Here is a 13,000-nt window from a genome sequence, read left to right as displayed (position 1 = left end):
GCTTATGAATATTTTACTCAAAGCCGAAAATTACGTTGTAAATTTATTTAAAAATAAGTTGTCCAAGTTATATAATTACCACAATTTAGAACATACGAAAGGTGTGGTAAATGCAACTAAACAATTACTAAAAAATTATCAATTTTCTGAAAATGAAAATCAAATTATTGAACTAGCTGCATGGTTTCATGATACAGGTTATATTGATGGAAGTTTGAATCATGAAGAACGAAGCAAAGAAATTTTTATTGAATTTGCAGCTGAAAATGATTTGTCAAAAAGTTTAGTAGCATCTGTTTGTGACATAATTGAAGCCACGAAATTTCATATTTTACCTATTAATGATTTTCAAAAAATAATCAAAGATGCTGATTATTATCATTTTGGAAACGAAGATTATTTTGAAACTAGTACTTTACTCAGAAAAGAATGGGAAGCGGTTGAACAAAAATTTTATAACGATTTAGAATGGATGGAAGGCAATCTAGACATGTTTACCAATTGCCATCAGTTTTACACACCATACGCAATCAAAGAATGGCAACCTCAAAAAGAAAAAAATATAGCTCTAATTTTGAAAAAAATTAACGAATTAAATATGGAAGAAATTACAAAAAAAGAAGAAAAAAAACAGTCTAAGAAAGAGTCTAAAACGGTTGACACCATGTTTAAGATTACCATAACCAATCACATCAGACTCAGTGAAATTGCCGATAGTAAAGCTAATATTCTTTTATCGGTTAATGCCATAATTATATCGATAGCACTATCATCATTAATTCCAAAATTGGAAAGTCCAAGTAACAATCATTTAATTCAACCTACTTTTATATTAATATTGTTTAGCGTGCTGTCTATAATTTTTGCAATTCTATCTACAAAACCCAAAGTTACCACAGGATCTTTTACTAGAGAAGACATTGCTGACAAGAAAATCAACTTATTGTTTTTTGGAAATTTTTTCAAAATGCCTTACGAAGAATTTGAATGGGCAATGAAAGAAATGATGAAAGACAAAGATTATTTGTTGAGTTCTATGACCAAAGATTTGTATTATTTAGGATTAGTTTTGGAACGAAAATATAAGCTCTTGCGAATTACCTACAATATTTTCATGATAGGAATTGTAATTTCGGTTATATCATTTGCAATAGCATTCAAACGTTTTTAAACTGAAAACTAATTTTTAATAGCGTTGACTACTTTTACACGAATACCTTTTAATCCCGAAACGCCTTGTAAATCTTCAATATCAAATTGTTCGACTTCGGGTTCAAGAATATTTTTAAATTGAAGAAATTTGATATATTTCAAATATTCCTCACGTTCGTTTTTGTGAGAATAAACAATAGTTATCTTTTCTTGTTCTGTAATGCGCTCTTCGGAACCTTTAATGAGAGCTTTGTCAATACGTTTCTTCACAACTTCATATCTGGCATTGTACGAACCATCCACATCAAAACGTTTTTCATCCATTCTGAATCGGATGGTTATGGGCGAACTAAAAACTAAGATTAACGAAGCAACTTCTAGCGAGTAGGGTAAATCTTTTTTAAGTTTGTAGTGTTCCAATTCCATTTCGCAAAGCGTTTGTAACTGCCACAATCTCAAATTATTAAGATACACTTCGTCATAACTTTTATCGGGATCGATAGAAGCGCCGATGTATAAATTGTGTTCAACACCATCGGTTTTAAAACGTTCGTAATAGTGAGGGAAAATCTGTTGTGCTTCCAATTGCTTGGTATCTAGAACTTTGGCAAGCTTTTTATTGATTACATATAAAGTGTTATCAAACTTTTTGCGCTCGTTATAAAACATACCAGTTTTTTCATCAATTTTATCAAAATAGGAATTTACTAATTCTGTAATTTCTGAATCTGTTTCTGTGTTTTTAAGAACAGGATGAACTTCAGTAGTAATATATTTCTGAATTTGTTGCTCGGTATCAGCTTTTAAATTTTCTTTTATTTGCTCTAGCAACGATTTTAATTCGAATTCACGTTGTTCTAAAATCACAAAATTGGTAGTCGATTTTATTTTACTAATAATATCAAGCAGCGTTTCTAATTGATTTTTTAAATCAATTTTTAGAGTAGTATTTCGATGTTCGGATGAACTTTTCACATCTATTTGTCCAAATAATGGATATACATCTTTAAAAACTATTTCTTTAAAGCTATAGTCTTTAGCAGTAGATGAAGATTGTAAATAGGCTTGCGCTTCTTTCTTAAATTTCCAATAAACACTATTGTGAATAGCGGTATACTCTTTCTGAACTATAGCATCAATTTGATTTTTAAAATCAATGTTATAACGATCTATAGTATCAACTAAATAGGGTAGTACCAATTTTAGTTTGTTAGAGTTTAAACTATTTAATGCGTTTTTTTGATCTGAAACCAATTCTACAATTCCCAATAACTGTCTTTTCTTTACAATTGGCGCAAGAATACAACTTTTAATGTTTTGACTTAATAAATGATTTGCAAGTGATTTATTTTCGCTTTTTTTAGCAAATTTATCAATATCAGAAATTGCAAATGTATTTTTCTTATTTATGACTGTATCGTAAAAGCATTTATAGAATTCGTTTTTACAATCGTTAAAGTTTTCATTATCAGAATTTAAAAGTATAAAACTTGGGATTTTATGAGCATCGTTAAGAGTTGATGCAAACGTGTTTTCTTCAGAATTGTACAATGAAAAACCAACTTTTAAATCAGGAATTTTAAAAATTGAACGAAATATTGTCTGAGAATTTTCGGTGAAATTTTCTATTTCAGAATCGGGTTTAAGTAAGTCACTTTTTAATATTGATACGGCACTTTCTATTGTTGCATCAAAAAGTTGTACAATTCCAAATCCTTTCATAATCCAACTTTCAGGAGGGAATTTTTCTTTCCAAGCCTCAATACTGTCGTAATTGTCAATCAAAAATTGAATGTCTTCTTGCGAAAGTTCTACCGATTTTTTGGTAGGCATGAGTTCAACAAAATCAGCATTATATAGTATTCTGTAATGTTTAATTATGCCATGAGCATCGGGAATATCATAAAATAATGGCGAACTAAAATCAAAGTTTTGACCATAATGTGCATTTAGAATTAGACAACAACTCATTATATAAAACTGATTGTTGTCGAAATCTCTAAAATTGGTGTCAAATTCAACTCCAGCGTCGTTTATTATTTTTTTAAATCTTTCGGTGTAATTAAAAGTAAAGTTTTGGAAAGGTATCGTAACGGCTTTAATTTCATTATGTGTTAATGCAGTAGGAAATAAATCCGATAATAGATTTTTTATCAAATCGGCATGCGCATCAATCAATGTTACGTCTTCTATACCCGTTTTTAATTGCGGCACTTTCGCGATTTCTTCAAGCAATGATTGAGCATATTGTGCACGATAATTCACGTCAGACAAAGCAATTTCTTCTAAACTTTCAATAAGTTTATGAAAAGAGATTTGAATCTTAAACGGACTTTCATCAAAAATTTCTTGATTCACTTTTTTTATGTAAAAGTACGATAAAAGTTGACTTGTTAGTTTTGGATATTGTATAAACCACGTTATTTTTATAATTAAATTAACTAATAACTCTTAATCCTAATTTTTTTTATAAATTGTCATTTTAAAAATAGGAACATGCAGAATTTAAAATTCGTACTAATAATATCATTTTTTCAACTACTTTATTCTTGCAAACCTGCAGAGTCGTTTACTTCCATCAAAAAAGATGCATTAAAAAATAATTATATTGAAGGTAATTCGTTAGAGTTATATGCCGGAATCGAGGACACCACATTTGTGAATTTAAAATCATTTAGCACTGGTTTTCAATTGGATATGAAATATGCCACAGATGATAATTTTTTAAAGAGTAAGGTGTATGATTGCGATGAATGTTTTTTAAGATTAAAGACTATTAAAAAACTTATCGATGCCAATAAAGAATTTAATTCATTGGGCTATTCGATTAAAATATTTGATTGTTACCGACCTTTGGATATTCAAAAGAAAATGTGGGAAATTGTACCCAATGCCGATTACGTTGCCGATCCTAAAAAAGGATCAATTCATAACCGTGGTGGTGCGGTGGATATTACTTTGGTAGATAAAAATGGTACCGAACTTGATATGGGAACTACATTTGATTTTTTTGGACCCGAAGCAAGTCATAACTACGACAATTTATCATCTAAAATAAAGAAAAACAGAGCTTTACTTAAAAAAATAATGCTGAAACATCAATTTAAATCATTTGATTCTGAATGGTGGCATTACAATTTATCGGAAAGTTATAAAGATAAATTAGCTAATTTTAAGTGGCAATGCGATTGATATTATTCGATACATTTTAAATAATTGATGAAATAATTATCAGGATTATATGTTTTTCTGTCCAATTCTGAAGTTACTGAAGACGAAAAAATATAGTCAACTGTTTCTGTAATATATTTTATTCTCATATAGGATATTGGCGATTTTTTCAATTCTTCAAACGAATCTTTCATAAACATAAAATATCCTGTCGTAATTCGGTTGTTAAATCCTTTATCATCACGTACCATAGTTCCGCAACTTTCTTGATCCATGTGAATCATTGTAACAATCTTACCATTGTTTAATTGAAAATAGATTCTTGAGTTTTTATCAAAGCAATAGGTTTTAATAAAATCCATACTGCGGTTTAAAAACTGAACATTTAGAGTTGGTAAATCATCTGTTTTGGCTAATGAGAAAAATATATAATTGGCTGTTCCACCAAATATTTTTTCATGAACAAGATAATCTTTGGTTGATTTGTAAGTTCCTAAACTGTCGGTAACATTAGTACTGTATTCACAATTACTTTGTGCATAAGAAAATGTTGATACTATAAAAGTAATGGCTAGTAAAATTGATTTCATTTCAAATATTATTTTTTGCAAATTAACACTATTTTATTGTTATTTTTATCGGTTGTGAAAAAACAATATTCGTTTCCACCATCTTTTATTTTCCATTTTTTACGAATATTTTCAACCGTTTCAGGAAAATTTCTTGTCGTAATATTGAATTTTTTATTTTCTAAATATTCTTTCATTTTAGGTTTAGAATAATCAATAATCTTTTCAATTTCAAAAACTCGTCCTGGGAAATCTATTTTTTCGTTAGAAGTATATAAATGAGAGTGTTGGTGTAGTTTTTCTAGATTATAGAAAATTCCTAAAGCAGCAAAACCACCAGATTTCATTATTGCACTATTGGGCTCGTAAAGATATTTTTTTGGCAAAGAAATAGTTGATTCTGATGTTGTATTGAAATCAAATTCAAATTGCTCCGATTTTTCTTTAGTACAATTTACCGTTTTAATTACTACGGAATTCTTAAAATTTTTTTGAATTTCCCACAGTAATTCTTTTACTTCATTTTCTACAGCGATGATGTGAATGGTTTTTACATTTTTTAATTCTGTCAATGCTGCGCTAATATCAAGCATTGGCGAAGTTTTAATAAGTATTTTATCCGAATAGTTAAAATAAAATTCTTGTAAGTCAGGTACATTTGGTAAACAATCAGCCAACATAAAAACTTTTCCTTTGGCATCATTTCTTCTTGAAGGATCGATGTAAAGCAGGTCAAACTTTTGATTTAAATCTTTTAAAATTTGAGTGCTATCTCCTGAAATACAATTGATATTGGCAGTTTGCAATACTGAAAAGTTATGTTTTACAATTTCAGAAAGTGCTGTATTTATTTCGCAATGCGTAACTCTTGTAATTTTTTTTGAAAAATAATAGTCGTCTACACCAAAACCACCGGTTAAATCTATTAATGATTGGCCTTCAACAAGGGTTGATTTGTACTTGGCTGTTAGCTCAGACGAAGTTTGTTCAACCGAAATTTTACTTGGATAAATTATATTTTCTGTTTTAAACCAAGTTGGCAATTTATCTTTTGCTTTAGCTTTAGCTTCAATCTGATTTAAAATGAGCTTGTAATCAATTTCAGGAAACGGATTTTTTTGCAACGCTAATTTGGCTATTGGAATACCTACATTAGCGTTGATAAAGTCTTGTATTTTAGTATTTAACAGGTTCAAGTTTTTTTATTTGGTGTTATTTAGCCTAAAATTTTAATTCAATTTATCCAGTTAAATGTTTTTTGTTAATAATTTAATGACCTTATAATCTGGATAAAATTCTTTAGCAATAATTTTGATAATAGTATACAGTGGTATGGCTATAATCATGCCTGTTATGCCGAAAAGTGTTCCAATAATTAGAATTACAAGAAAAATTTCTAGCGGATGTGAATTGACACTTTTAGAAAAAATAATAGGTGAGGAGATATTATTGTCAATAAGTTGTACAACAAAAAAACCTATTGTTACATATATTGTTGTTGGTAAAGTAACGGTTTGAAAATCGTTATTGATGTTGGAAAGCATCGTTAAAATACCAGCTAATATTGATCCAATTAATGGTCCGATGTAAGGAATAATATTTAAGATAGCACATAAAAATGCGATTACAAAGGCATTTTCAACTCCAAAAACTAACAAAACTATTAGATAAAGAATGCAAATGATAGTTAGTTGGACAATTAATCCAATAAAATATCGCGTTAACATGTGTCTTATTTTTTCAATTGAATTTAGTATTTGTGTTTCGCTATTATCAGGAAGAACTTTCTTCATTCCTACTATAAACTGAACCTTATCTTTTAATAAAAAGAAAGTAATAAAAAAAGTAGTTGCAAGTGTCATTCCTAAACTACTTATAGTTCCTAAAATGGTATTGAAAAAATTGGTTAAAAAGTTAAAATTTAATTTGGATGTGACATCGGCTTTATTGAGCATTTTATTCAAATCGATATTTTTATTATCAAGATAAGTCATGAGTTGTGAATAAAGCTCAATGCTTTTATTTTGAATTGCCTGTGTATCAAGTAATGACAAATTATTGCTTTGAGAAACAATTAATGGGACAAAAAGCATTATCAATCCAAAAATTAAAAACAAAAAGAATAGTAATGTAAAAATTACTGCAAGTGTATTCGAAAACTTTAATCTTTTTCTTAGAAACTCAACTATAGGATTAGCTATGAGTGAAAGAATTATAGATATTAAAATATAGACTATGATATTTTGAATTTCATAAACAAAATAGAGTGATAAGAAAATTAGCGCTAAAACACCAATTGATCTAAGAATACCGTTGGCAATAATTTTTGAAGTCATTGTTTTGATTTAGTTGATAAAGATAAAAAAAACTCGTTCAAATTAATGAACGAGTTTACAAATATTAAAAACTTAAACTAACTAGTTTCTAAACGAAGCTCTTGATCCGCCCACAGCAAATACAGCATTCATTCTTGTTTTTTGTCCGTTTGAGAACATGTACATTCCAGCATCGTCAGTATAATCCATATAATTCATGGTCATTTCTACTGGAGTTCCAGAACATGTGCTGTAGTGAGGATAAGCAAGAATTCCGTAATTAGCCGTGTTATGCGTTGGTGTATCCGCTACTAAATCGCTTCCACAAGTTGCATCACCCCAAATGTGACGTAAATTCATCCAGTGACCCACTTCGTGTGTTGCAGTTCTACCTTTGTTAAACGGCGCAACAGCGGTTCCTGTATTTCCTAAGTATTTAGAATCAATAACTACACCGTCAGTAGTTGAAGAACCGCCAGGAAATTGTGCATATCCTAAAATTCCGCCACCAATTGTGCAAACCCAAAGATTCATTTTTGTAGTAGGTGTTACTGGTGCTAATCCTCCAGTTGAAGTTCTTTTCATAGCATCATTTGTACCCCATGATGTTCTTGTTGTAGATTTTCTAATAACTTGATCTAATACGAATGATATTCCAACATTAGCTTTCACTCCAGCAAATAATGCAGGTACTTGATTAAAATCTGAATTTAACGCGTTGAAATCTTTATTTAAGATATCAATTTGAGATTGAATTTGCGCCAATGAAATGTTTTCAGCAGCAGTTCGGTATAATACATTTACAACTACTGGGATTTCAATTTTGCCATTTACTAATCTTCCTTCAGCAATTGCATTTTGAGTAAACTCTTCAATTTTATTCATCTTGATAGCTAACTCAGGATTTTCTTGTAATTGACGTTCTAGCACATCTTGAGAAGCACAAATTTTGCGTGAAGCACTTGCGTTTTCAGTTGATGAAGATGAAGAATCTTCATTTTGACAAGAAAAAAGCATCGCTAGTAACGATACTGATAAAAATAGTTTTTTCATAAAATATTTGGTTTATGGTTAATTATTTGACAATTTTATGTGATAAATGTTGAATAAAAAAATTTTTACATCACTTTTTTTTAAATAATCGATAAACGGTATATTTTTATGAAATTACTAGTAATTGAAAATATAATTTAAAATGTTAGCACCCATTTTTAGTGCCTTCTCTCTCACTTCTTTAGGATCGTTATTTACCTCTGCATCTTCCCAACCATCGCCCAAGTCGCTTTCATAGGTATAAAGCAAGACCAACCTATTGTTTTCAAAAATACCAAATGCCTGTGGTCTTTTACCATCATGCTCATGAATTTTGGGTAATCCAGATGGAAAATTATTTGGTGTTTGAAATATGGGATGATTGGTAGGAATTTCCACTAAATTATTTGAAGGAAAAATCTTTTTAATTTCTTTTCTGACAAATTCATTTAAACCATAATTATCATCAATATGTAAAAAACCACCCGAAAGCATGTAGTTTCTAAGATTGGAAACATCAGCATCACTAAACACTACATTGCCGTGACCAGTCATGTGAACAAACGGATAAGAAAATAATTCCGGACTACTTGCTTCAACAGTTGCAGGTTTTAATTTTATTGTAGTTTTTATATTTAAATTACAATACTTTATAAGATTAGGCAATGAGGTAGGATTGGCATACCAATCGCCACCACCATTATATTTTAACAAAGCTATTTCTTGCCCAAGCGCAACAGTTGTACATAAAAACAGTAGCATCAATTGTGATAATTTCTTCATTTCTTTGCGAATTTTATTTCGGATATAATAACATCAAATTCTTCGGTTTTCCAACCCATTTTGGAAGCAAAATCTTTTCCTTTTTGAGCATAAATTAATGCCGATTTATAATCTTCTGTTTTAAAATATAGTTTAGAAAGTATTTTGTATTTCTCAGAATTTTCTTCTAATAGCAAGGATTGTTTGAGCCAATTTGTAGCCTTTTGAATTGCTATTTTATTAGAAGTATGATTTCCGAAATTAGTGGCTATTTCTATTAAAGTCTTTGAATCCGATTGTGCAAATTTATCGGCAGATGCTACTGCGATTTCTTCGTATTTTTTCCAATTATTTGTGTGCTCATATAAAATTAAATCGTATCTAAAAAGTAATGAATCAACACTTCGATAACCAAATTTTTCAGCAATACTTCTTTTTTTATAATAACCAACAGTGTCCAATAGTTCGAGTGACGGTTTTAGGTTTTCAGAAGTCACAAAAAATAATTTTCTTTCAACTCGTTTTTCAGAGGAAACCTTAGCAAAATTGTCTTTATTGTCCGAAATAAATTGAATTTCTTTCGCTTCAATGTCGGTAATTCCGTTGGATAGAATACGCCAATTTAATTCGGTAAATAGTTGTTTTTCAGTTTGTGTTTCCAAATATTTTCTAGTAATTGGTGTAACATCAAAACCAGCTTTTTTATGAACTGTAATAAACTTTAAACAATTTATAGGATCTGAAATATCAGCATAAAAATCTTCTTTTATTTTTTTATAATGGTTTTCGGGATTTAAAAGCTCTTTTCCCATTTTGATAAATCCTTCTTTTTTTAATTCTCCTGAAGATGCATATAGTAAATTTTCATTGGAATCTAAAATTGCAAATGTTGGATAGGATTTTACTTTGAATACGGATTCAAATTTATTTTTCAAAGCAATCCCAGCTTCACTTTCAACATCAACAGCTACACAATTATAATTAGTTTGATACAGTTTTACAACTTCATTATCAATAAAAACTTCAGACTTCATTTTATTGCAATGCGCACACCATTTAGCATAAAAAAAAACAACTAATGGCTTTTGTGTTATTTTGGACTCTTTAATTACAGCATTATAGTCTTTATCAATAAATAAAGTTTGATTTTGTGCTTGAATCAAAAAGGTGCAACAAAAAAATAGAACTAAATTGAAAAAAACGCTTTTCATAAATTAATTATTAGAGTAAACTACACTGTGGCATGCTACAATTGCTGCAGTTTCTGTTCGTAATCTCGTGGTTCCCAAAGATACTGGAATATAATTATTCTCGAGCGCTAATTGGATTTCTTTAACAGAAAAATCGCCTTCAGGACCAATTAATATGGTTGTATCTAGGTCAGTTTTAAGTGCTTCTTTTAGTGTTTTTTTGTCTGTCTCTGCACAGTGTGCAATGAACTTTTGACCGTTACTTTCCTTCTTAATAAAGTCTTTATAGAGAATAGGTTCGTTTAATTTAGGTATAAAATAATGTAACGATTGTTTCATCGCTGACTCAACAATTTTTTGAAAACGGTCTGTTTTAACAACTTTTCTTTCAGAATGATCGCAGATAATTGGAGTAATTTCTTGAACACCAATTTCAGTTGCTTTTTCTAAAAACCATTCGAAGCGCTCATTCATTTTAGTGGGAGCAACCGCTAAGTGTAAATGATATTTTGGCTTTTCTTGTTCTTCAAATGAGATGATGTGAACGGTACATTTACTATCAGAAGCTAATTTTATTTCCGTTTTAAATAAAAATCCTAAACCATTGGTTACAAATAAAATATCACTTTCTTTTTTACGTAATACTTTAATTATGTGTTTGCTTTCTTCTTTATCAAAAACAAATGACAAATCAGTTTTAGAAATAGCGGGATTATAAAATAATTGCATAATTTTTTTTAGTTATTTTTCAGCCAATTTGACCATTCTTTTCCGACAATTTCCCAATTGTAAATTTCATAATTTGGTTCTAATTTATCGTTTACAGGAAAATAATTATGATCTAAATCAAGGTAAGGTTTAATTGTGATGGATTGTAATTTTTTTCTAATCGATTCAACGTAAAATAAATCGTTATATTTTGCATTCCAATCTTTAGTTCCATAATTTATTAGGATTGGAATTTTCAGTTTTAGTAAATATTGAGCCATTGGAGTAGAAAAATCATAGGTAGTTTTATAAGTATCTCCTCCATTGTAAGAGGCATCGCTTTTATTGGCAACAATTTCCCTCCAATAATCCAATACATCATAATTTTTTTCTTTGTAGATAGACTCGGCCAAAATACTTAAGAATCTTCCATAAGGATTTCCTCCAGAATAAATTAGATGTGAAATACTTTTATTTTCATAGGCCATTTTTGCAGCAATAGTACTACCTTCGGAATGACCAGCTACCACAAGTTTCTCATCTGAAACCCACTTTTCTTGTTGCAACTTTCTGATAATGTAATTATTACGCTTTACATAATAATCCAAATAATTACGTTCTGAATATTCCTTTGGAACTTGGAGACTATCGTTTAAAATAGAATAAGTACCTTTTAAGTTCTTAACATCCGATATTATTGGAATTCCTGGTTTTCCAACGATAACTAAATGATAATTTTCTAAAAAATCATTCTCATCAAATGGAACAACCGAAAAAATTCCATTTTCGTTATATTTAATTACAGGTTGTGGCAAACTTCCTTGACACCAAAAAAATAAAGGTTTTTTGATGTTTTCCTCATTATTCTTGGATTTTAGTAGTACTTCTACAACCTCTTTTTTGTAATTAAATTTTAGATTTTTATAGCCAAAATCTTGTGGTGTTTTTTGACCAAACATCGAAAATGAAAGCAGCAGAAATAAATATTTCATATTAAAATTCAATTCTAGGTTTTGAAATTACGGATGCACTTTCAAATTTATTGTGCAAATATTTTTGATACCCTACAATTCCAATCATAGCGGCATTATCTGTTGTATATTCGAATTTTGGTATGTAGGTTTTCCATCCATATTTGGACTCAGCATCCTTTAACGTTTGTCGAATCCCTGAATTTGCAGAAACACCACCACCAATAGCTATTTGAGTTATTCCGGTTTCAGCAACCGCCATTTTCAATTTATCCATTAAAATTTCAATAATTGTATGCTGAATGGAAGCGCAAATATCGTTTTTTCGTTCTTCAACAAAATTTGGATTTTCAGCAGTGTTTTTTTGAATAAAATAGAGAATTTGTGTTTTCAATCCAGAAAAACTAAAACTCAAGCCTGGTACTTTGGGTTTAGTAAATGTAAATGCTTTGGGGTTTCCTTCTTTAGCAAACTTATCAATTAATGGTCCGCCAGGATAAGGCAAACCCATGATTTTCGCGCTTTTATCAAATGCTTCTCCAACCGCATCATCGGTAGTCTCTCCAATTATTTCTAAATCGAAAAAACCGTTTACTTTCACAATTTGAGTGTGACCACCAGAAATTGTTAGTGCTAAAAATGGGAATGTAGGTTTGTCATAACCTTCCTCGTCTATAAAATGAGCTAGGATGTGCGCATGCATATGATTTACAGCAATTAGCGGAATATCCAAAGCAATCGCTAACGATTTGGCAAACGACGAACCAACTAATAACGAACCCATTAAACCTGGTCCTTGAGTAAAGGCAATTGCAGAAAGCTGATTTTTTGTCACATTTGCTTTTTGTAACGCTACTTCAATTACAGGAACAATGTTCTGCTGGTGTGCTCTTGAGGCAAGTTCTGGAACAACGCCGCCATATTGCTCGTGTATTTTTTGACCTGCAACAACATTAGATAAAACCTTGTTATTGTGCAAGATAGCAGCCGCAGTATCGTCGCAAGAACTTTCTATTGCTAGTATAAAAACATCATTAGATTGCATTAGGCATAATTTTTGAATTATATTTGATAAACCGTAATAAAACGATTATTTTTACATCGAATACAAAAGTAACTATTTTCTTAGT

The 13,000-nt window shown here is 29.9% G+C and carries 12 protein-coding genes; 2 read left to right on the top strand and 10 right to left on the bottom strand.

The window, feature by feature from the left end:
- Positions 1 to 4: 4 nt before the first annotated feature.
- Positions 5 to 1,171 (top strand): Pycsar system effector family protein, encoded by a 1,167-nt coding sequence (locus ACZ098_RS11660; RefSeq protein WP_487311927.1) that lies wholly within the window; start codon positions 5 to 7, stop codon positions 1,169 to 1,171.
- An 8-nt stretch (positions 1,172 to 1,179) separates the two neighbouring features.
- Here ACZ098_RS11660 and ACZ098_RS11655 read toward each other — a convergent pair whose 3' ends face one another.
- Positions 1,180 to 3,510 carry a GAF domain-containing protein gene (locus tag ACZ098_RS11655; protein ID WP_487311926.1) on the bottom strand — a complete coding sequence of 777 codons (2,331 nt, stop codon included), beginning with the start codon at positions 3,508 to 3,510 and terminating at the stop codon, positions 1,180 to 1,182.
- 138 nt (positions 3,511 to 3,648) lie between these two features.
- On the opposite strand from ACZ098_RS11655, the gene ACZ098_RS11650 reads away from it, so the two are divergent.
- Positions 3,649 to 4,344: a M15 family metallopeptidase gene (locus tag ACZ098_RS11650; RefSeq protein WP_487311925.1), complete on the top strand. Its 696-nt coding sequence runs from the start codon at positions 3,649 to 3,651 to the stop codon at positions 4,342 to 4,344.
- Between the two features lie 2 nt (positions 4,345 to 4,346).
- Here ACZ098_RS11650 and ACZ098_RS11645 read toward each other — a convergent pair whose 3' ends face one another.
- From ACZ098_RS11645 to tsaD, 9 genes are all read right to left on the bottom strand, one after another.
- Positions 4,347 to 4,913 carry a hypothetical protein gene (locus ACZ098_RS11645; RefSeq protein WP_487311924.1) on the bottom strand — a complete coding sequence of 189 codons (567 nt, stop codon included), beginning with the start codon at positions 4,911 to 4,913 and terminating at the stop codon, positions 4,347 to 4,349.
- An 8-nt stretch (positions 4,914 to 4,921) separates the two neighbouring features.
- Positions 4,922 to 6,088, bottom strand: a complete 1,167-nt coding sequence (locus ACZ098_RS11640; RefSeq protein ID WP_487311923.1) for a THUMP-like domain-containing protein — start codon at positions 6,086 to 6,088, stop codon at positions 4,922 to 4,924.
- A gap of 51 nt (positions 6,089 to 6,139) precedes the next feature.
- The gene (locus ACZ098_RS11635) at positions 6,140 to 7,228 is read right to left on the bottom strand and encodes an AI-2E family transporter (protein ID WP_487311922.1); all 1,089 of its coding nucleotides are present in this window, start codon (positions 7,226 to 7,228) and stop codon (positions 6,140 to 6,142) included.
- Between the two features lie 81 nt (positions 7,229 to 7,309).
- Complete coding sequence (locus ACZ098_RS11630; RefSeq protein ID WP_487311921.1) at positions 7,310 to 8,260, bottom strand: zinc metalloprotease; 951 nt, start codon at positions 8,258 to 8,260, stop codon at positions 7,310 to 7,312.
- Positions 8,261 to 8,377: 117 nt separating this feature from the next.
- The gene (locus ACZ098_RS11625) at positions 8,378 to 9,022 is read right to left on the bottom strand and encodes a DUF4159 domain-containing protein (protein ID WP_487311920.1); all 645 of its coding nucleotides are present in this window, start codon (positions 9,020 to 9,022) and stop codon (positions 8,378 to 8,380) included.
- The gene (locus ACZ098_RS11620) at positions 9,019 to 10,212 is read right to left on the bottom strand and encodes a thioredoxin fold domain-containing protein (protein WP_487311919.1); all 1,194 of its coding nucleotides are present in this window, start codon (positions 10,210 to 10,212) and stop codon (positions 9,019 to 9,021) included. The genes ACZ098_RS11625 and ACZ098_RS11620 overlap by 4 nt, the downstream gene beginning before the upstream one ends.
- 3 nt (positions 10,213 to 10,215) lie before the next feature.
- Positions 10,216 to 10,920 carry a 16S rRNA (uracil(1498)-N(3))-methyltransferase gene (locus ACZ098_RS11615; protein ID WP_487311918.1) on the bottom strand — a complete coding sequence of 235 codons (705 nt, stop codon included), beginning with the start codon at positions 10,918 to 10,920 and terminating at the stop codon, positions 10,216 to 10,218.
- Positions 10,921 to 10,928: 8 nt separating this feature from the next.
- Positions 10,929 to 11,891 (bottom strand): alpha/beta hydrolase family protein, encoded by a 963-nt coding sequence (locus ACZ098_RS11610; protein ID WP_487311917.1) that lies wholly within the window; start codon positions 11,889 to 11,891, stop codon positions 10,929 to 10,931.
- A 1-nt stretch (position 11,892) separates the two neighbouring features.
- On the bottom strand, positions 11,893 to 12,915 hold the full coding sequence (gene tsaD / locus ACZ098_RS11605; protein ID WP_487311916.1) for a tRNA (adenosine(37)-N6)-threonylcarbamoyltransferase complex transferase subunit TsaD: 1,023 nt from the start codon (positions 12,913 to 12,915) through the stop codon (positions 11,893 to 11,895).
- Positions 12,916 to 13,000: the final 85 nt, after the last annotated feature.

The sequence above is a fragment of the Flavobacterium sp. SP2 genome, assembly GCF_057626655.1.
This window is presented reverse-complemented; position numbering and strand designations above follow the sequence as displayed.

Bases quoted from the DNA above. Each gene is read 5' to 3' on its own strand.
- ACZ098_RS11645 (WP_487311924.1), bottom strand. From the start codon at position 4,913: ATGAAATCAATTTTACTAGCCATTACTTTTATAGTATCAACATTTTCT.
- ACZ098_RS11615 (WP_487311918.1), bottom strand. From the start codon at position 10,920: ATGCAATTATTTTATAATCCCGCTATTTCTAAAACTGATTTGTCATTT.
- ACZ098_RS11620 (WP_487311919.1), bottom strand. From the start codon at position 10,212: ATGAAAAGCGTTTTTTTCAATTTAGTTCTATTTTTTTGTTGCACCTTT.
- ACZ098_RS11610 (WP_487311917.1), bottom strand. From the start codon at position 11,891: ATGAAATATTTATTTCTGCTGCTTTCATTTTCGATGTTTGGTCAAAAA.
- ACZ098_RS11630 (WP_487311921.1), bottom strand. From the start codon at position 8,260: ATGAAAAAACTATTTTTATCAGTATCGTTACTAGCGATGCTTTTTTCT.
- ACZ098_RS11650 (WP_487311925.1), top strand. From the start codon at position 3,649: ATGCAGAATTTAAAATTCGTACTAATAATATCATTTTTTCAACTACTT.
- ACZ098_RS11660 (WP_487311927.1), top strand. From the start codon at position 5: ATGAATATTTTACTCAAAGCCGAAAATTACGTTGTAAATTTATTTAAA.
- tsaD (WP_487311916.1), bottom strand. From the start codon at position 12,915: ATGCAATCTAATGATGTTTTTATACTAGCAATAGAAAGTTCTTGCGAC.
- ACZ098_RS11625 (WP_487311920.1), bottom strand. From the start codon at position 9,022: ATGAAGAAATTATCACAATTGATGCTACTGTTTTTATGTACAACTGTT.
- ACZ098_RS11635 (WP_487311922.1), bottom strand. From the start codon at position 7,228: ATGACTTCAAAAATTATTGCCAACGGTATTCTTAGATCAATTGGTGTT.